This is a genomic window from Streptomyces sp. NPDC001549, assembly GCF_042894025.1.
GTDB classification, from domain to species: Bacteria; Actinomycetota; Actinomycetes; order Streptomycetales; family Streptomycetaceae; genus Streptomyces; species Streptomyces kutzneri.
This window is the reverse complement of the sequence record NZ_JBIAVJ010000006.1, coordinates 114,356-133,872: the sequence shown is the minus strand read 5'-3', so window position 1 is coordinate 133,872 and position 19,517 is coordinate 114,356. Positions and strand designations below refer to the sequence as shown.

15 protein-coding genes are annotated in these 19,517 nt (G+C 73.4%); 7 read left to right on the top strand and 8 right to left on the bottom strand.

What is annotated here, in order from left to right; translation table 11 throughout:
• Positions 1 to 36: 36 nt before the first annotated feature.
• The 7 genes from ACFY04_RS12820 to ACFY04_RS12790 all read right to left on the bottom strand — a co-directional run bounded on the left by ACFY04_RS12820 (position 37) and on the right by ACFY04_RS12790 (position 9,675).
• Complete coding sequence (locus ACFY04_RS12820; RefSeq protein WP_389116212.1) at positions 37 to 1,497, bottom strand: radical SAM protein; 1,461 nt, start codon at positions 1,495 to 1,497, stop codon at positions 37 to 39.
• A complete protein-coding gene (locus ACFY04_RS12815) occupies positions 1,494 to 2,906 on the bottom strand; it encodes a hypothetical protein (protein ID WP_389116210.1) in 1,413 nt (470 codons plus the stop codon). The genes ACFY04_RS12820 and ACFY04_RS12815 overlap by 4 nt, the downstream gene beginning before the upstream one ends.
• An 83-nt stretch (positions 2,907 to 2,989) precedes the next feature.
• The gene (locus ACFY04_RS12810; RefSeq protein ID WP_389116208.1) at positions 2,990 to 4,219 is read right to left on the bottom strand and encodes a Dyp-type peroxidase; all 1,230 of its coding nucleotides are present in this window, start codon (positions 4,217 to 4,219) and stop codon (positions 2,990 to 2,992) included.
• A complete protein-coding gene (locus tag ACFY04_RS12805; protein WP_389116206.1) occupies positions 4,216 to 5,472 on the bottom strand; it encodes a hypothetical protein in 1,257 nt (418 codons plus the stop codon). Before ACFY04_RS12805 ends, ACFY04_RS12810 begins: the two co-directional genes overlap by 4 nt.
• A gap of 140 nt (positions 5,473 to 5,612) precedes the next feature.
• A complete protein-coding gene (locus ACFY04_RS12800) occupies positions 5,613 to 6,809 on the bottom strand; it encodes an NAD(P)/FAD-dependent oxidoreductase (RefSeq protein WP_389116205.1) in 1,197 nt (398 codons plus the stop codon).
• Positions 6,806 to 8,239 carry an FAD-dependent oxidoreductase gene (locus ACFY04_RS12795; RefSeq protein WP_389116204.1) on the bottom strand — a complete coding sequence of 478 codons (1,434 nt, stop codon included), beginning with the start codon at positions 8,237 to 8,239 and terminating at the stop codon, positions 6,806 to 6,808. The genes ACFY04_RS12800 and ACFY04_RS12795 overlap by 4 nt, the downstream gene beginning before the upstream one ends.
• Entirely contained in the window at positions 8,236 to 9,675 is a 1,440-nt protein-coding gene (locus ACFY04_RS12790; protein ID WP_389116203.1) for an FGGY family carbohydrate kinase, read from the bottom strand. The genes ACFY04_RS12795 and ACFY04_RS12790 overlap by 4 nt, the downstream gene beginning before the upstream one ends.
• 403 nt (positions 9,676 to 10,078) lie before the next feature.
• Between ACFY04_RS12790 and ACFY04_RS12785 the strand changes: the two genes are divergently transcribed.
• Both ACFY04_RS12785 and ACFY04_RS12780 read left to right on the top strand, forming a co-directional pair.
• The gene (locus ACFY04_RS12785; protein ID WP_389116202.1) at positions 10,079 to 11,059 is read left to right on the top strand and encodes a hypothetical protein; all 981 of its coding nucleotides are present in this window, start codon (positions 10,079 to 10,081) and stop codon (positions 11,057 to 11,059) included.
• Positions 11,060 to 11,289: 230 nt separating this feature from the next.
• Positions 11,290 to 12,714, top strand: a complete 1,425-nt coding sequence (locus ACFY04_RS12780; protein WP_389116534.1) for an amino acid permease — start codon at positions 11,290 to 11,292, stop codon at positions 12,712 to 12,714.
• A 47-nt stretch (positions 12,715 to 12,761) separates the two neighbouring features.
• On the opposite strand, the gene ACFY04_RS12775 is transcribed toward ACFY04_RS12780, so the two are convergent.
• Positions 12,762 to 13,442, bottom strand: a complete 681-nt coding sequence (locus ACFY04_RS12775) for a macro domain-containing protein (protein ID WP_389116200.1) — start codon at positions 13,440 to 13,442, stop codon at positions 12,762 to 12,764.
• Positions 13,443 to 13,818: 376 nt separating this feature from the next.
• On the opposite strand from ACFY04_RS12775, the gene ACFY04_RS12770 reads away from it, so the two are divergent.
• From ACFY04_RS12770 to ACFY04_RS12750, 5 genes are all read left to right on the top strand, one after another.
• Positions 13,819 to 15,435 (top strand): ADP-ribosyltransferase domain-containing protein, encoded by a 1,617-nt coding sequence (locus ACFY04_RS12770; protein ID WP_389116197.1) that lies wholly within the window; start codon positions 13,819 to 13,821, stop codon positions 15,433 to 15,435.
• Positions 15,436 to 15,850: 415 nt separating this feature from the next.
• Positions 15,851 to 16,444 carry a TetR/AcrR family transcriptional regulator gene (locus ACFY04_RS12765; protein WP_389116195.1) on the top strand — a complete coding sequence of 198 codons (594 nt, stop codon included), beginning with the start codon at positions 15,851 to 15,853 and terminating at the stop codon, positions 16,442 to 16,444.
• Entirely contained in the window at positions 16,441 to 17,277 is an 837-nt protein-coding gene (locus tag ACFY04_RS12760; protein WP_389116194.1) for an alpha/beta fold hydrolase, read from the top strand. The genes ACFY04_RS12765 and ACFY04_RS12760 overlap by 4 nt, the downstream gene beginning before the upstream one ends.
• 87 nt (positions 17,278 to 17,364) lie before the next feature.
• Positions 17,365 to 18,552 carry a D-alanyl-D-alanine carboxypeptidase family protein gene (locus ACFY04_RS12755; RefSeq protein ID WP_389116193.1) on the top strand — a complete coding sequence of 396 codons (1,188 nt, stop codon included), beginning with the start codon at positions 17,365 to 17,367 and terminating at the stop codon, positions 18,550 to 18,552.
• 79 nt (positions 18,553 to 18,631) lie between these two features.
• Complete coding sequence (locus ACFY04_RS12750; RefSeq protein ID WP_389116192.1) at positions 18,632 to 19,429, top strand: VOC family protein; 798 nt, start codon at positions 18,632 to 18,634, stop codon at positions 19,427 to 19,429.
• The last annotated feature ends 88 nt before the right edge of the window (positions 19,430 to 19,517 follow it).

Below are 19,517 nucleotides of genomic sequence, written 5' to 3'. Positions count from 1 at the left end.
GGCGGCTCCTTCGGCCGGATGGGGCGGGGGCGCGGGTCAGCGGGCCAGGGCAGCCGGATCGCCCGGGAGGTCGGATGCGGCCGGATTCCGGAAGAACTCCGGTGCGGCCTGCGAGAGTTCGACGTAGGCGCGCAGGCAGAAGGCCAGCCAGCCGCGGATGTAGTCGCAGCCGGTCCGGCCCCGCCGGGTGACCTCGTGGTAGCAGCCGCCGCCGCACAGGTAGCGGGCCCAGCAGGACCGGCAGGGCTCGGCCCGGTCCACGTGGCGGGCCGCCAGATGGGCCGCTCTGGCGCCCTGGTCGGGTCCCTGGGTCAGCGAGCCCATGGCGAAGGCCGGGTCGTCGACCAGCCGGTGGCAGGCGTAGAGACCGCCCTCGGCGGAGGCACTGAGGTATCCGGCGCCAGCGCCGCAGGGGTACGGGCGATGGCCGCCCGTGTGCAGTTCGTACATCGCCGTCTGGAAGTTGCCGAAGGGGTACGGGCGGCCCGCCGTCAGCTCGCGCAGCGCCGCCTCCCCGCACTCGACCATCTGTGCCAGGAATCCCGTGAAGGCGGCGGTGCCGATCTCGTACGCGGCGTCCGGGGCGCTCACCACCGCGGCGAAGCCGACCTCGTCGAAGCCGAGGCCGATGCCGTGCTCCAGGATGTCGAGCAGCCGCCCGGTGTAGGGAGTCACGCTCACCCGGGCCGAGAGGTGGCGCGGCCTTCCGTGCCGCTCCAGCACCTCCAGCCCGGCCCGCAGCCGGTCGTACGCGCTGCCCCCGCCCGGGGCCCGGCGCAGTGCGTCGTGGCCGGCCCGGTCGCCGTCCAGGCTGACGGCCACGGTGAACGGGTGGGCGGCGAACAGTTCCGCGTCCGCGGGCCGGACCGTGGTGAGGTTGGTGGTGAGCGCGAAGCGGACGGCGTGCCCTGTGGCGGCTCCGCCCCGGGTCGCGTACGTGACGACCTCGTGCACGAGGTCGCGGGCGAGCAGTGGTTCACCGCCCATGAACCCGACCACCACCGCCGCCCCCGGCGCGGCCTCCGCAAGGAGCCGGTCCACGGCGGCGAACGCGGTCTCGCGGGGCATGGCCCGGGCGGAGCCGCCGAACCGGCCCTCGTCGGCGTAGCAGTGGCCGCAGCTGAGGTTGCAGGCCTGCATCACGTTGAGCGACAGGGAGGACAGGGGTGGTACGGCAGCCGGGGTGCCGTCGATCCGCGGGGCCGGCATGCCCGCCCCGCCCCAGAGCGGCAGGCCCAGTCCGGCGGCGAGGGCGGCGTCCTGGGCCGGGTCGTGGGCGGTGGCCGTCCACCGCTCCAGGCGGTCCGCGGCCGCCTCCGGGAGGTCGTAGATCCGGCTGCCGTCGGCGACGAACAGGTGGGCTCCGTGGGCGCTGCGGAACACCCTGGTCTCGGCGGCGAGGCCGAGCGGCCCGCCCCCGGCGCCGGTTGCCGGTTCCGCTTCCGCCTGCGGTTCCCGTTCCGGGGGCCGCCGGCCGATCTGCAGCAGTACGCTCATGTCCCCTCCTCGACCCGATCGCGCAGCGATCCGGCCCAGGCCACCAGAAGGTCGTACTGGCGGCGCGTCAGGTGCATGGGGAAGGCGTCGGATCCCCGCACCGCGACCGGCATCCGGCGGTCGTACCAGACGTCTTCGGACCCCGGCTCCCTGATGGCCCGTTCGATGAGTCCGGGCTGTTCGCGGAACATGTCCTCCAGGGCCTCCAGCGCGACGAAGCGGCGGTGCCGTCGGCGGCCGCGTTCGGTGAGCGCGAGGATCACCCCGAGCAGGGGTTCCGGCGGGCCGAAGGTGCGGGCCCGGGCCGGGCCGGCGGGGAGGCCGAGGTCTTCGGCCGTGCTCTCGTTCTCCAGCGTCGCCCGCTCGTTCTGCGCGTCGACGTTGACGGCGTCCATGGCCTCCAGCACCCGTTCGAACAGGTCGCGCACCTCCAGCGCGGTCAGTTGCGGGTGCTCGGCGATGTAGGCGGGATCGCGGACCTCCCCGCGCTTGACCCGGTCCGCCAGGCCGTCGGCCAGGGAGGTGAAGGGTCTGCGGTCGGGCGCGAAATCGGGCGGGGTGACGACGATCCGCGCGCGGGCCGACAGACCGCCCGGCAGGGTGACGGTGACCAGCCCGTCGCACACGTCGTCGACCAGTCCGAGGCTCGTCTCCCCGTCCTCCTCCCGCGAGCCGGCGAACAGCCCTCCGGGAACCGTCCGCGGATCGTCCTCGCCGGTGAACTCGCACCATCGCGCGTCCGGGGCGAGGAACAGGTGCTCGGCCGGCAGGACGAACCTCCGGGAGCGCTCCGGAAGGTTCGCGGGGCCGTACACCGCTCCGGTGGCGGGTGTGAAACGCAGCCGGAGCTCGGGGAACCGGTGGTCGGGCCTGGGTACCTGGACGGACCCGAGCGGTACGTGCCGCCCGGCCGGGACCAGCGGCCGGTCGGCCCCCTGCGGCGACCGCCCCTCCAGTGGCTTGCGCCGGTGGTCGTCACCGGCCAGCTCCACGCCGGCCTCGATCCGGTCGCCCGGCGAGAGGGTGCAGTGGTGCGCTTTCAGATTGGCGACCTCCACCTCCCAGCGCACGTCGGCGAGTTCCGTGCCGGCGGCGGCCAGCACATCGGTGGTGAGCGGGCCGGTGTGCCGCTGCCCGTCGACCGTCCACCTGCCGTGCACCTCGAAGAAGGGGCAGAGCGGACGGAAGCCGTCGGCGTCCTTGAACCGGACGCGGTCCCCCTCGGGCTCCCGTTCCGACAGGGTCCCGTCCTCGGCGACGTCGAGGGAGGGCCGGGGCTCGACGACGGTCTTGCCGGTGCCGCCCGGCGACAGGTCGCTCATTCCCCACCGGTAGTTGTCACAGGGCACGGGGGACGGGCCCAGCCGGGCGAAGGCGAGCGGGGGATGGAGCCAGATCTGTTCGATCACTGCGAGTCTCCGTTTCCTTCCAGGAGTCCGGGGATCCGAGGAGTCCGGGGAATCCGGGGAATCCGGGCAGCGGGGGCGGCTGTTCAGCCGAATACCTCGGCCCCCGGGTAGGGGGCCCCGTCCCGTACGGGCGGAACCAGATACGTGCCTGCCGCCCGTACCGTCAGCAGCCGCCCGGCCGGTCCGTCCGGACCGGGCTGCCCGCCGAAGTTGACGCCACCCAGCCAGCCGCGCTGGGTGAGGATGCGCAGCACCCGTTCGGGGCTGTCCTGGAAGCCGACGAAGTTCAGCCCGGCCCGGAAGCCGGGGGCGGCCGCGACCGGTTCGAAGAACTCGTACCCCTGCCGATACACCCGCAGCGAGCCGCTCTGGTCGGGGTCGGCGGTGCCGGTCAGATTGGCCCGCCGCACATGGCTGGCGAGCAGCACCGGATCGGCGGTGGGCCGCGGCTCCAGGAAGTCCTGGTTGCCCGGCTGCGTCACCTCGGTGGTCCCGGCCACCGGACAGCCCGCGGCCGGTACGGGCCGCCCGTCGGCATCAAGGCCGGTGAGCGGGGCTCCGGTGAGCTTGTCCCGGCCGACGAGGAGCTCCTGCTGCGCGCGGGGCAGGAGGTGCCACTGGTCGAGGTCGACGGCGAGGCGGGCGAAGACCAGACAGGTACCGCCGATCGTCCAGGGGTCCGGGCCCGCGTCGGCCGCTCCGATGCTGATGACCCTTTCCCGGTCGGCGCTTTCCAGGTTGGACACGCCGTCGTGGAAGCCGATCCAGCTGCGCCGGTCGTCGCGCTGGAATCCGGTGTGGATGCCCGCGATCTCCAGCGTGGCCGTCCGTGTGTCGCCGGTGCGCGCGCCGCGCAGCAGCTTCCACAGCTCCACCACGGCACGCGAGACCGCGAGCTGGGTGTCCGCGGTGAGCTGCAGGCAGAACTCCTCCGTGGCGTCGTTGCGGGTGACGTCCGCCGCGTAGGACAGGCCCCCGCCGACCAGCAGCGGCCCCCCGCCGGTGGGGCGGGGCGAGCGGAACCGCAGGCGCGGGCCGAGGGCGGCCGGGCACGGGAGTTTCGCGTCGGCGATGTCGAAGGCCTTCGGGCCGAAGCCGAGCAGGAACTCCAGGCCGGCGCTGGGCACCGGGTGGCCCGGCAGTTCCGGCACGACGCCGTCGGCGAGCCCGCGCAGCATCGTGGTCACCTCGCGCAGCGCGCCGTCGACGGCCGTGGCACCGGCCTCCGGGTCGGCCCGCAGGAACACGAGCGCCAGATGGCCGGGCGGGCGCCGGCCGGGCCCGTGGTAGATCCCGTCCTGGAGGACGCTCATCTCCCGCCCCGGGGGCCGACACCCACGGGTCCGGGCAGCAGGGCCTCGGCGTCGAATGCCTCCTTCAGCGGCCCCACCGTGGCGGTGCACACGCTCGCGTCCCGGCAGCGGATGGGCCCGGGCGAGTCCGCGAGGACCACGAAGTCACCGGGCGGTACGGGCGCCGGTGCGCCGATGGCGACCACCGGGCCCACCTGTACCTGGCGTACGACCTGGTAGCCGCCGGTCAGGGGCTCCTCCGCGTCGCCCTCCACCACGGTGATCTCGTCGAGGAAGTGCGGATCGTCGTCCGGCGGGCCGAATTCGAGCCGCTGGTGCAGTCCCTGTCCGCCGCGCCCCAGCCGGATCCACGGGTCCGGGACGGGACCGCCCTCGAAGAGGAAGACCTCGGAGGTGAACTGCTGGATGTACATGCCCAGCGGATCGGCGAAGGACACGGTCCGGCCCTGGAAGGCGGCATCCGCCGCGGCCAGCGCGGCGGCCGGGTCGGCATGGCGGCAGGACAGGGCTTCGAGCCCGGGCTGCTGGCGGAAGATCTGGTCCCGTCCGGCGGGTTCGAAGCCGCCCGCGGAATTCCGGCGGGCGTAGGGCTTCGCGCCGAACATCACGATGTAGATCAGGTCGTCCAGCCCGTTGATGGGATGGGCCATGAACAGGGCGTTGACCGCGTTGAGCGAGCCCGCCGGGTCGGCCCGGACACCGGCGTCGATCAGGTCACGGTGCAGTCCGTGGCCGGTCAGTTGGCGGGCGAAGGCCACGCGGCGCTGGGCCGGCGCGAGCGGGCCCGGGTCCGCGACGGCCGGTCCGTAGAGTTCCTGCCAGCGGGGTTCGGTGCCGAGCGTCGCGGTGAGGATCTCCCGCAGGCGGTCCGGGGCGTGCTCGGCGAGCATCAGGTAGTACTCGGGAAGTTCGGTGGTGACCTGCACCCGCTTGGGGCGCATCCGTCCCTCGCTGTCGGCCGCGCTGATGACCGCGTACTCGCAGTACTCGTTGTGCAGAGCGCGTCGGCCGCGTACGCCCCAGTCGGACAACGCGCGGGCCGTGGCGGCGTCGAAGCAGAACTCGGGCTCGGCCGGATTGCCGAACCAGGTGACGGCCACCCGCTCGGCGGCCGGATCGTCGGGTTCCAGGGTGAAGTACTTGCTCCCCAGATCAGGCTCCAGGCTCCTGAACTGGCGGTCGATCTCCTTGTTCCAGCGGTCGAGGAGATCGGGGGGCAGGTCGTCGGCCAGTCCGGGCACGGAAAACGGCACGTCGGTACCTCCTGACGGGGTGTGACCCCGTAGGTGACGTTGTGAGCGACGGAATTCGTGACACAGAGTATCCGAAATATTCACGGAACGTAGTCAAGGGCGCGCCCGACGCCGCTCGCCGGGCTCGGGGATCGTCGCCGTCAGCCGATGCCCAGTACGACCGGGCCGCCCGACCGGTCGACCCGCTTCGTCCACCCCGGCGGCAGCTTCAGCGACCGCGACGGCGCCATCCGGACCGGGAACCGCCGTCGCCACAGCAGCCGGCCGTCCTGGGCGGCCGTCAGCACCGGGGCGGTCAGCGGCTCCCCCGACCGCAGCAGCAGCGGCCGCTCCCCGATGTCCGTGAGCCGGTTCGGCGCCACCCACAGCAGCGGGGCGCGGACGACCAGCGGTGGACCGGGCTCCGGCCACGGCGCACCCGAGAGGCGGGCCAGGACGGGGGCCGCCGCGGCGGCTCCCTCCGCGGCCGCGGTGGTGGCGCGTTCCACGCCGTGAAGGGCGTTGCCGACCGCGAAGACCCCCGGCACCGAGGTGCGGAACGACGTGTCCACGGACGGACCGCGGGTGCCCGGGTCCACGGCGATGCCGCCGCGGCGCGCCAGCTCGTGGTCGGGGATCCAGTCGCCGGTGAAGACCACCGTGTCGCACGCGAGGACTCCGTGGCGGCCGTCCTGGTGGCGCACGGCCACGCCCGACAGGCGGCCCCGGCCGCGCAGTTCACCCACGGTCGTGGCCGTGAGCAGCGGGACTCCTGGTACGGCGGCGCCGCGGGAGCGCTCCGTGACCACGGCCACCACCTCCGCTCCCGCCCGGCGCAGGGTGCGTACGGCGTGGCGGGCCACCGGCTCGGCGCCCACCACGACGGCCCGCCGGCCGATGTGCTGGCCGTACAGGTGGACCGACTGCTGCAGTTCCCCGGTCGTCAGCACGCCCGCCGGCCGGGAGCCCGGCACCAGCCGGGCGCTGCGGGGGCGCTCGCGGGCGCCCGTGGCGAGGACGACGGCCCGGGCCGTGATCCGCTCCAGGCCCGCCGGGCTCGTGGTGTCCAGGGTCAGCGGGCCGCCCCAGCCGGTGGCGCTGACACCGGTACGGACGGTCGCCCCGGCCGCCGTCGCCTCCCGCACGGCCCGCCGTGCGTACGCCGGGCCGGTGAGCCAGGGGAGTACGGGCCCCCCGAATCCGCCGTGGTGGCAGTGGCGCGGCACTCCGCCCGCGTCCTGCTCGCGCTCCAGGACCTCGACGTAGCCCGCGCCCGCGCGAGCGAGGCGGGCGGCCAGGGCCAGCCCGGCGGGACCGGCGCCGACGACCAGGACGTCGACCGTGCGGTCGCGGCTCACCTGCGGGCCTCCTCGAACAGCGCGCGGACGGCGGCCCCGCAGTGGAAGCCCTGGCAGCGGCCTGCCCGTGCGCGGGTGCGCCGCCGCAGGCCGTCCGGCGATGCGGGCGGGACGGCCGAGGCGAGCGCGTCGCGGATCTCCCCCCGCGTCACCCGCTCGCAGTGGCAGACGATCCGGCCGTACTCCGGGTCCCGTGCGATCAGCTCGGCGTCGCGGTAGGGCCGGAGGAACGCCTCGCCCAGGTTCGGCATCCGCACGGGTTCCAGCTCCCGGGCCCCTGCCACCGGCAGGCCGCCGTCGGCGAGCAGTTCCACGACGTGGGCGGCGATCGCCATCGAGGCCGTCAGTCCCGTCGAACGGATCCCGCCCACGGTGACGTACCGCTGCGCGGGGTGGGCCCGGATCGCGTAGTCGTCGTCGCCGGTGGCGGCCCGCAGGCCGGCGTACACCGCGGTGACCTCTTCCTCCAGGAGGGCCGGCAGGATCCGCCGGCCCTTCTCCCGCAGCAGCGCGAGCCCTTCGGCGGTCGATCCGGTGTCCGTCTTGTCGTCCAGGTCCTCGGCGGTCGGCCCGAGCATCACGTTCCCGTACACCGTCGGCGACACCAGCACCCCCTTCCCGAGGGCGCCCGGTACGGGCAGCAGGATGTGCCGTACCAGGCCGCGGGCGAGCTCGTCGAAGACGATGAGCTGGCCGCGCCGGGGCGTCACGGCGAAGTCCGCGTGGCCGAGGAGCCGGTCGATCTCGTCGGCGTACAGGCCGGCCGCGTTGACCAGGTGCCGGGTGCGCAGTGGGCCCCGGCTCGTGTCCAGGGTGTGCGTTTCGCCCGACGTGACGTTCTGCACGCGGCAGTCGAGGTGGAGGTCGACGCCCGCGCGGACGGCCTGCGTGGCGTACGCGAGCGTGGTCGTCCAGGGACAGATGACGGACTCCCCCGGCACGTCGAGCGCTCCCAGCACCCCCGGTCCGAGCTCCGGCTCGCGGGCCCGCACCTCCTCGGCCGCAACGATCCGGGCCGAGCGGTGGCCGTTGCGTACGGCCTTGTCCGCCAGCCCCGGCAGTGCGGCCCGCTGTTCCTCGTCCCAGGCGACGAGGAGCGCGCCGAGCGGCTCCACCGGGATGGCGGTTTCGGCGGCGTACGCGGAGAGCAGCCGGTGGCCCTCCCGGACGAGCCGGGACTCCAGGGAGCCGGGCACCGCGTCGAAACCGGTGTGCAGGATGGCGGTGTTGGCCTTCGAGGTGCCGTCACCTACGTCGTCGGACGCGTCGACCAGGGCGATCCGCAGCGGGAGCCGGGCCAGTTCGCGGGCGATCGCCGTGCCCACCACGCCGGCGCCGACGACGGTCACGTCGTACTCCCCGCCGGGCAGGGCGCCGCCGGTGGTGACGGCGCCGCTGGTGGTGACGGCACCGCTGGTGGTGACGGTCATGCCGGTGCGTCGCCGAGCAGGGCCGCGACGGCCGCGCGGAAGCGTGCGCGGCGCTCCGCCGCCTCCGCCGCGTCGGCCCGCGGCTCGTAGACGGCGGACGGCTTCCACTGCGGGACGGCCTCGGCGACGGTGAGCGAGGGATCGAGCCCGAGCCGGGCGACGGCGCCGACGCCGAGCGCGGTGACGTCCGGCAGCGCCGACACCTCCACGGGGATCCCGAGGAGGTCGGCCTGGGCCTGCATGAGCAGCGCGGACCGGGTCAGCCCGCCGTCGACGCGCAGGGCGGCGAGCGGGGCGCCGAGGTCGGCGGCGACCGCGTCCGCGAGCTCCGCCACCTGGGCGGCGACGCCGTCGCACAGGGCGCGCACCAGATGCCCGGCGGTGGTGTCGAGGCCCAGACCGGTGACCGAGCCCCGCAGGTCACCCCGCCACCACGGAGCGGCGAGGCCGGCGAGCGCGGGGACGAAGGTGACGCCGCCGGCGTCCGGGACGCGCCCGCCCACGGTGTCGATGTCGGCGGCGCCGGAGATCACCCCGAGATCGGTGAGCCAGCGCACGGCGGAGGCGGCCGTGTACACCTGCCCGTCCAGGCAGTAGCTGGTCCGGCCGGCGAGCCGCCAGGCCACGCAGCCGACCAGTCCGGAGGTGCTGCGCAGGGGGCGCGGGCCGGTCTGCGCGAGGAGGAACGCGCCCGTTCCGTAGGTGCACTTGGCGGTGCCCGGCTCGGTGACGCTCTGGGCGAGCAGCGCGGCCTGCTGGTCCACGAGCAGTCCGGTCAGGGGCAGTTCGGGACCGAACGCGGTGGTGGTGCCGACGTGGGTGTCCGCGTCGACGACCTCGGGCAGCCGCTCACCCGTGAGGCCGAAGGCGTCGAGTGCCGCGTCCGACCAGCGGGTGGTGTCGAGGTCGAGCAGCTGGGTGCGGCCGGCGGTCGCCGCGTCGGTGACGAACGCGCCGGTGAGGCGGTGCACGAGCCAGACGTCGCTGGTCGTCACGACGCCGCGCCGGGTCAGGTGGCGGCGTATCCAGGCCATCTTGGGGGCGGCGAAGTACGGGTCGAGCGGCAGACCGGTCGTCTCCCGCAAGGAGGTAGCGTGCGGGGCCAGTTCGGTGCAGAGCTGTTCGGCGCGCCGGTCCTGCCAGACGATCGCGTCGGTCAGTGGCTCCCCGGTCGCCGGGTCCCAGGCCAGAACGGTCTCGCCCTGGTTGGCGAGGCCCACCGCCACCACGGGCTCGCCCGCCGCCGCCAGCGCGGCGCGTCCGGCGTCGACGACCGAGTCCAGCAGCTCGCCGGGAGCGACCTCGACCCGGCCGCCCGGCAGATAGCGGGGCCGTACGGGGGCGGATCCGGAGCCGATGACCCCGCGTACCGGACAGACGACCAGCGCCTTGGTCCCCGAGGTGCCTTGATCGACAGCGAGCACCGGGCCCGTCATCACCACTCCGTCCCTGGTGTCGCCTTGATCGAACGTCGGTCGGAAGCCTGCACCGGCCGACGTCGCCCGTCAAGATCCGTCCGGGGCTGCCGCGCACCACTGACGCATCCTCATATGCCGATCGTGGCTTGATACTTACGTTCGAACAAGGATCTGGATGCGTATGCTCCTGATCGCCATATAGTGATCGCCGATCAACGGGCAGCGACATCGACCGTGGGTCAACGGCGGGGGTTCGACGAACAGTTCTCGCATGGTTCACGCATCCCTGGCACCGGGCACGGCTGCGACGCGGCAGCCGGCGGCCGGATGGACCCACCTTCCATGCGATCCGAGGACTGATGATCACGACCACCGCAGAACGCGCCCACCCGGGCCGCCGCCCGTCGACCGGGACGAGGTGATGGCGGGCAGCGATTTCCGGCCTGTCTACCACCCGGCCGGCCACGACAAGGAGCTGCGTTCCGCCGCCCAGGACCTGCGCACCGGCCGCTGGGTCTCCATGGCGCGCTTACTCGAACGCACCGACAACTGGGGGCTGTGGACCCAGCGCACCCAGGTCCTCGCCGCCGTCTCCGCCGGCTCCGACGTGATCCAGGCCTGGCGGGCCGAGGAACCGCACAGCGTCGCCGCGCTGGTGATGCACACGCGCGTCTGCGTCGAACGGGCCGTCCGCGCCCACCGCGCCGGACACCCCCGCACCGGCGAGCTGTGGCAGGAAGCCTGGGCGACCTGCCGGGAGGCCGCCCGCATCAGCCCCGCCGACCCCGTTCCCTGGGTCTGCCTGCTCGCCCTCGCCCTCCTCGACGAGCAGCGCCAGATGGCCGAGCACCGGGTCGCGCCACCCGGACCGATGCTGCCCACCGGCCCCTGGGGCATCCTCGCGGAGGTCGACAAGCGCGACCCGCACAACCGCGAGGCCTACCACCGCATGCTCCAGTTCGTGTACGCGGGCGCGCCCGGGCCGCTCTCCGAGGCCGCCAACTTCGTCCACTGGGCGGCCGGTTCCGCCCCGCCCGGGTCCGCCGTGCACGTCCTGCCGCTCTACGTGCGGGTCGAACGCTACCGCCGCGAACGCGGCCAGGAGAAGGCCCTCGACCTGCACTGGGTCGCCGAGGACGCCGTCCGCGACGCCCTGCACGCCCTGGACACCTGGTTCCACCACGCCGATCTGCCGCACGCCTCCCCGCTCGATCTGAACCAGCTCGCCCATGCCCTGTGGGGAGCCCTCCAGTTCGACGAGGCGGCCCGGGTCTTCGACACGATCGGCCCGTACTGGACCACCCTGCCGTGGGCCCACCGGACCCGCGACCCGGCCGACCGCGCCTTGGCCGAGGAGGTGTTCCTGCAGGCCAGGTCCCGCAGCCTGGCCGGCCGGAACTGACCCGCGCCGCCCTCCCCCACGGCGCCGCCCCCTCGCACCACCCGCACCACCCAGGCCGCACCCGCACCCGCACCCTCAGGCTCCACCGTCCCCGTGCTTCACAGACCCCCGGAGGTACCGCCGTGTCCAGAACCGATTGGGCAGCCCGCCAGGACCGCAAGGCTCCACCCCAGCAGGACGAGGAACAGCGCCTCAGGGAACTCGGCTACCAGCCCGTCCTCGCCCGCCGGATGGGCGGCTTCGGCAACTTCGCCATCAGCTTCTCCGTCATATCCGTCCTCTCCGGCTGCATGACGCTGTACGGCTTCGGCATGGGCTCCGGCGGCCCGGCCGTGATGCTGTGGGGCTGGGTCGGCGTAGGCCTCTTCGTGCTCTGCGTGGGTCTCGCCCTGGCCGAGGTCACCAGCGCCTACCCCACCTCCGGTGCGCTCTACTACATGGCCGACCGGCTCGGCGGACGCCGCTGGGGCTGGTACACGGGCTGGCTGAACCTGCTCGGCCTGCTCGGCGCCATCGCCGGCATCGACTACGGCGCGGCCCTGTTCACCGGTGCCTTCCTCAACCTCCGCTTCGGGTTCGTGCCCACTCCCGGCTCCACGTTCCTGATCTTCCTGTGCATCCTGCTGCTGCACGCCGCGCTCAACCTCTTCGGGGTCCGCCTCGTCAGCGTGCTCAACTCCATCAGCGTCTGGTGGCACCTGGGCGGCGTCGCCGTGATCGTCGGGGCCCTGGCCTTCATCCCCGACAACCACCAGTCGGCGTCGTTCGTCTTCACCGAGTTCGTCAACGACACCGGCTGGGCCAACCCGTTCTACGTGGCGGCGGTCGGCCTGCTGCTCGCCCAGTACACCTTCTCCGGCTACGACGCCTCCGCGCACCTCTCGGAGGAGACCAGGGACGCCTCCGTCTCCGCCGCCAAGGGCATCGTCCGGGCCATCTGGGTCTCCTGGATCGCCGGTTTCGCCCTGCTCGCCGGCCTCACCTTCGCCATCCAGGACTACGCGGCCGTCCAGGGCAGCGCCACCGGTGTCCCGCCCGCCCAGATCTTCATCGACGCGCTGGGCTCCGGCGGCGCCACCGCCCTGCTCCTCGTCGTCATCGTCGCGCAGCTCTTCTGCGGCAACGCCGAGGTCGCCGCCGCGAGCCGGATGGTCTTCGCCTTCAGCCGTGACAACGCGCTGCCCGGCTCCGCCCTGTGGCGCAAGGTCAGCGGCCGGACCCAGACGCCGGTGCCCGCCGTCTGGCTCGCCGTCGTCGTCGCGGGCGTACTGGCCCTCCCCTCGCTGTACTCCGCCACCGCCTACGGGGCCGTGACCGCCATCAACGTCATCGGCATCACCCCGGCCTACGCCATCCCGATCTACCTGCGCCTGCGCGCCGGCGACCGCTTCGAGCCCGGACCCTGGAACCTGGGCCGCTGGAGCAAGCCGATCGGCTGGATCGCCGTCGTCTGGGTGGCACTCGTCACCGTGCTCTTCTGCCTGCCCCAGAAGTCCCCCGTCACCATCGACTCGATGAACTACGCCGTGATCGCCCTGGCGGTGGTCCTGGTCCTGGCCAGCGTCTGGTGGTACGTCGCCCGCCGCTCGTACGGCACCCCGGCGGCCTACGGCAACGCCCGCGAGCAGGCGGAGATCGCCGAAGACATCGTCTGACCCGGCCCGGCCGCCCTACGGGCGACCGGTGCGCGGCGTACGGCCGGTCAGCGGCGGCCGGCCGTGCGCCGCTGCGGGGGCGCGATGCGCACCCGCTTCTCGGCGGGCCCGCTCTCGATGTCGTCGAGCTGCGCGACGACCGTGCTGCGCAGGTCGTCGTAGTCCTCGAAGCGGAAGTCGTTGAACAGCGTGTAGCCGGTCCACATCAGGTTGGCACACACCCGGGCCGGCACCCGGCCGGTCCGGGCGCCCATGCCGACCAGCGCCACCGACCGGATGCTGTCCGGCGCTGCGGCGTTCTGCAGGTGGACCGCCTGGAACGCGGCAGCGCACGCCAGGGCGACGTTCAAGGTCTCGCGCACGTTCTGCGAGGACTGCTCCATCGTCGGCGTCGATATCAGGAACTTCGGCAGGGCAGCCCCCGACGCGACGCACACCGCGCTTCCCACCGGGAGGCTGCCCGCGAACTGCGCGCGGATCGCGCGCTGCACGCGCAGCTGGATGCCCGCTCCCAGGTGCCGCTTGATGACCGCGTCGACCCCGCCGTCCATCCGGCCCCGGGAGTTGGTCGGGGTGACCCAGGCGTCGACCGCCTCGTCGAGGATCGATCCCTGGCGGATCTCGATCCCGGGAGTGTCGGCGAACGCCGCCCCCCACGCCTGGACCACCTCCGCGTTGACGTCGGTCAGCACCACCCGGAGCGGCGACGGCACACGGTCCACACTCATGATCTACTCCGATCGGGAAAGGGTTCCTGCACTGCTCAGGGACGCTACCGCGGGCCACTGACAACGCCGCTGCCGTCCGCGGACCATGACGTGGTGTCACGATTGCGCGCCTCCCGGGCCGGTGTTAGCCTGCCGCCAGATTTCCGCCCGCCACGCCTCGAAGACCGAGGCCGCGGACGAGCGCCGACCGCCCGCCTGCGCGTACTCCCGGTACGCATGCGGGCCGTTGCGGCCGCTTTCGCCGGCTTGAGACCCGACATCCGACAGCTGAGATCTGGCACCTGAGATCTGACGCCAGATCCGACTCCCGCACGGGCATCCCGCCCGTGTCCTCATCGTGCCCGTCGGCACGGTCCGACCACTCGGAGCACCTCCCATGAGCGACGCAGCATCCCCTGGCCAGCCCCACGCCGACGACCCGCTGGGCCTCGCCGAACTGTTCAAGGGCGGCGGCGAGCCGTGGCTTCCGCTGCTGAGGCCCGTCATCGAAGCGCAGCCGGACGCGGCGGCGTTCATCGGCGCGGGCCGCAGCCCGGAGACCGTCCCCGTCCGCGAACTGACCTTCCAGGCGCTCAAGCCCAACCCGCCGCACAAGTGGAAGGTGGTCGTCTTCGGTCAGAACCCGTACCCGCGGCCGGAGAGCGCCACCGGCATAGCCATGTTCGACAACACCTTCCACGACTGGACGGACAGCCAGTTCGGCAGGGTCGTCAGCATCCGCTGCATCATCAAGGCGGCGGCGATGTGGAAGTACGGGATTCCCAAGAAGACCCCCATCGCCGACGTCCGGGCCCTGCTGAAGGAGCGGGACACCGTCCAGCCGCCGGAATGGTTCCAGGCGATGCTCACGCAGGGAGTGCTGCTGCTGAACGCGGCACTCACCGCCGGCAGCGACGGATCGACGGCCATCGACCGGCACACCGCGTTCTGGCGTCCGGTCGCCGAGCGGATCGTCGAGGAGATCCTCCAGGCCAAGCAGAACGCCGACGAGGAGGACCGCGGCGTCGTCTTCGCCTGGTGGGGGGCCCACGCCCGCTCCCTGAAGAAGGTCGTCCTGCGGCTCCAGGAGAAGTACCCCGAGGTCGAGGTACGGCACATCGACCACCCCAACCCCGCGGCGCAGGGCGACATCTTCTGCGACGGCGACCACTTCGGCATGGTGAACGACGCCCTCGCGTCGCTGGGCGCCGATGAGATCGACTGGCTGCCGAGCAAGGGGTGGAACACGGCGGGGCCGGAGGCCGGGGGCGAAGGCGGGGGCGTCGCCGAGCGCATGGGCGCCTTCATCGCGTCCACGATGGAACTGCACCAGCTGTACCTCGACCGTCTCGCGAGCGTCAAGGACGAAGGGCTCGTCCTCCCCGCGATCAGCGGGGTGTTCGACACCCCGCTGATGGGCTTCCAGGACGCCGTCACCCCGGTCGCCGAGGTGCTGTCCGGCCTGGACCGGCACGTCAAGCTGTCCCACGAGTTCGGCATGGGGCGGGCGGACGGAGCGGCGGGCGGCCTGTCCGCCGACGCGATCGCCGCGCTCCACCTCTACACCTGCGAGTCCGCGTTCTACCGGGAGATCAACGCCGTCCTGCGCTCCCCGGACCGTGCCCGGCTCGTCCCGTACCTCCCGTACCTGCGGCTGCTGTTCTCCGCCGTGGCGGAACTGCCCGCCCGTACCGCGCCGTTGTGGCGCGGGGTCGCACTGGACCTGCGCGCGCAGTACCCGCTCGGCCGGACCGTGACCTGGTGGGGCGTGTCCTCGTGCACGTCGGAGGTGGGCGTGGCACGGGCGTTCCTCGGTGGGCGGGGCAAGCGGACGCTGTTCGAGGTGACCCCGGTCCGGGCGGTCGGCATCCGCAGCTTCTCCGCGTTCACCGGCGAGGAGGAGTTCATCCTCGCGCCGGGTACGCAGCTCGAGGTGACGGACGTGAAGACCGAGCGCGGCGGCCTGTGCACGGTGCGGCTGACCGAGCTGGAGGAGCAGACCCTCGTGTCCTGAACGGGCGGCCGCGGTGGCGGGGCCGGACTGTCAGTGGCGGGATCTACGCTCGGCCTCATGGGAAACGTGATGCCGATGGACGTGACGGCCGTCCGGCAGAAGCCTCCGCCCGGTCCGAACTGCTGCCGGGTCGGGGGCTACGGGCGCGAGCCCGGCCTGTTCGGCAAGGCTCCCCGGAGACGACCCGGCCGGAGGGCATGCGGACGTACACGAGCCCGCTTGGGCAGGGCGTTGCGGGCGGGACCGCTCCTCCCGCCGGCGACGGCACCACGACCGGGAGGGCGCGCTTCGGGACGGCCGCCGAGGCGCTGACCCGGCGGACCGGCGGGGCCGCGCCATCTGCTTGAACCCGAATTCCCTTTGCCTTCCTAGGAGCCCTAGGTTAAAACTAGAACCCCTAGGAACGGAGGGCGCAATGGCACGGGCAGGGCTGACGGCGGAGCGGGTGACGCTCGCGGGCGCCGAGCTGGCGGACGAGGTCGGGCTCGACCGGGTGACCATGTCTCAGGTGGCACGGCGGCTCGGCGTGAAGGACGCGAGCCTCTACGCGCACGTGCGCAATCTGGAGGACCTGCGCGGACGGATCGCGCTCCTGGCTGCGGACGAGAAGACCCTCCGTATCGCGCAGGCCACGGCCGGGCGGGCGGGCAAGGACGCGCTGGTCGCGTTCGCCGACGCCTGGCGGGAGTACGCCCACGAGCATCCGGGCCGCTACACGGCGACCCAGACCCCGATCCGGATCGACCCCGAGCTGGCCGCACAGGCGCCCGGACCGCGCCGCGCGGTCGAGCTCGCCTACGGCATGCTGCGCGGCTACGAACTGACCGAGCCCGACCTGACCGACGCGGTCCGGTTGCTGCGCAGCACGTTCCACGGGTTCGTCGCCCTGGAGGCCGCGGGCGGGTTCGCGCACGAGCGTTCACCGCAGCACTCCTGGATCCGCGCCCTCGACGCCCTCCACACCCTCCTGGAGCACTGGCCCCCTGCCCGAGAAGGAGACTCCTCATGACCGGCCCGGACATCGGCAGCCTGCGCGTGAACGGCGCGACCCTGCACTACGAGGTGCGCGGCCGGGGCCCGCTCCTGCTGCTGGTCCCCGGAGGGGCGGGCGGCGCGGCCTCCTTCGACGGCATCGCCGACGACCTGGCCGCCGAGTACACCGTCGCGACCTACGACCCGCGCGGCATGTCCCGCAGCACACTGGACGACCCCGCCGCCGAGCAGCGCGTGGCCGAGCACGCCGACGACGCGTTGCGGATCGTGGACCTGCTGTCGCCCGGTGAGCCCGCCCGGGTGTTCGGCACCAGCTCGGGCGCGATCGCCGCCCTGCATCTGCTCACCACCCGTCCCGAACGCCTCGTACGTGTCGTGGCGCACGAGCCACCGGTGGTGGAGGTTCTGCCGGACGCCCTCGATCACCGGCTGCTCCTCGCACGTGTGCAGGAGACGCTGCGCACCCGGGGGCTCATGCCGGCGATGGCCGTGTTCGCCGCCGGCCTGAGGAAGGACGGCGACACCACCGGGCCGGAGGCCGCGGTCAGGCTTCCGCCCCAGGCGGCGGCGCGGGCCGAGCGGACGATGGCCAACCTGCCGTACTTCGTCGGCCGCATCGTGCCCGGCTTCATGTCCTACCTCCCGGACATCGAGCGGCTGGAGACGCTGTCGGACCAGCTCGTGCTCGCCTGCGGCCAGGACTCCCGCGGCGAACTGCCGTACCGTCCGGCGGCTTTCCTGGCCGGGCGCCTCGGCACGGAACTCCTGCACTTCCCCGGCGGACACACCGGCCTGACGACGCACCCGGGCGGGTTCGGCGAGCTCGTCCGGAAGGCCTTCCGCGCGTAGGACGGGTCTCTGGGACCGGGCTCCGGCCTACCGCCGGTCGGCGTACACGTCGCTGCGCGCGGCCCGATGCATTTCTACGCTGGATGAATGAGCATCAGATCCTCTGGGCGCAGAACCGGCGCGGGCGCCGCAGCCCTCGCCATCGGCGCATCGGTCCTCCTCGCGCCGACGGCCGCCGGCGCCACGCGGGCCGAGCCGCTGCCGCCGCGACCCGCTTCCGCCGTCGACGCATCGCTGTTGCACCGGTCCGGGACCCATGTACGGGCGCGGCAGGGGGCTCCCGCGCTGCCGGACGACGTGTCCGCCCTGTCATGGCTGGTGGCGGATGCCGGGACGGGGGCGGTGCTCGCGGCCCACGACGCACACCGCCGGCTGCCTCCGGCCAGCACCCTCAAGACCCTCTTCGCCCTCACCGCGCTGCCCCACCTGCCCGGCTCGGGCCGGCACACGGTCACCGAGGCCGAGCTGGACGAGGTACCGGAGGGGAGCAGCACGGTGGGCCTGTCCGCGGATCACACCTACCGGGTGGCCGACCTGTGGCGGGGTGTCTTCCTCAGCTCGGGCAACGACGCGGTGCACGTGCTGGCCGAGATGAACGGCGGCTGGGACGTCACGTCGGCGCAGATGCAGGCCAAGGCGCGCGCCCTGGGCGCGCGGGACACCACCGTCGTCTCCCCGGACGGCTTCGACGCGGACGGCCAGGCTTCCTCGGCCTACGATCTTGCCGTCTTCGGCCGTACGGGCCTTGCCGACCCCGCCTTCGCCGAGTACGCGGCGACCGCCGACGCCCGCTTCCCCGGCGGTACCCACACCGACGGCAGTCCCACCTGGACGTTCGGGATCGAGAACACCAACCGACTGGTGACCGGTCAGGACGGGATGGGCCGGTACCCGGGGATCATCGGCGTCAAGAACGGCTACACTTCCCAGGCGGGTTTCACACTGATCGCGGCCGCCCGCCGGGACGGGCGCACTCTGCTGGCGACGGTGATGAACCCCCAGTCGGGCGGCGCGAACGCCGTGTACGAGGAGGCGCGGTCCCTGCTGGACTGGGGATTCGCCGCGGCGGGACGGGTGGATCCGGTCGGATCGCTCGACCCCCCGGCGCCGCCGGAGACGCCCGGGGCGCCGCGCACCGTCGCCGCCGGCACCGTCACGCCGGACCGGCTCCACGTGGGTACGCCGATGGTCTACGGCTTGTCGGCCGCGTTCCTCGCCGCGGTGGCGACCCTGGCCGGGGCAGCCGTCGTACGACGCCGCCGAAGCCTGCCTTAGCGGCGCGAGCGGTCGGCGCGCGAGGCGCGGGGTCCCCTGCCAGGCTGGGGTCGTACAGGACCCGCGAAAGGCAATCCTCATGATCACCACCGACTTCGCACCCGGCTCCCCCTGTTGGCTCGACCTCGGGGTGCCCGACGTCCGCGCGGCCGCGGCCTTCTACGGCACCGTCCTCGGATGGGACTACGAGTCCATGGGCGAGGGGGAGGAGGGCGAAGGCGGGATGTTCCGGAAGGACGGGAAGGTCGTCGCCGGGCTCGGCAAGCTCACCGAGGAGGGCGCGCGCCCGGCCTGGATGATCTACCACAGCGTCACCGACGCGGACGCCACCACCCAGGCGGTGGAACGCCTGGGCGGCACGGTCCGGGTGGCCCCGAGGGACCTCGGCGAGTGGGGCCGGATGGCGCAGTACAGCGACCCCCTGGGGGGACAGTTCGCCGTCTGGCAGCCGGGAAGGAACGCGGGCGCCGAGCTGGTGGACGCACCGGGCTCACTGTGCTGGACCGAGCTGTACACGAGTGACGCCGCGGCCGCGAAGGAGTTCTACGGCGGGGTCTTCGGCTGGCAGTTCAGCGACATGGCACTGCCCGGCGGCGGGGGCACGTACGCCCTCATCACTCCCGCCGGGCTCCCCGAGGAGCGGATGCACGGCGGCCTCATGGAGCTCCCCGCGGAGCACCTGTCCCTCACGCACGGGCGGCCGTACTGGCACCCCGTCTTCGCCGTCGCCGACTGCGATGCGACGGTCGCCGAGGTCACCGGGAACGGCGGCAGTGTGCAGATGGGGCCGCAGGACGCGGAAGGCGTCGGCCGGCTCGCCGTCTGCCTCGACCCGTCGAGCGCCGACTTCGTTGTCCTCACGCCGGTCCGCGGCTGAGCCCGGGCGACCCGGTTGCGCTCCGCGATGGGAGGCGGCGGCGGCCCGACGGCCACGGGAGCGGTCGACCGGAGTGGCGGCCACGGGT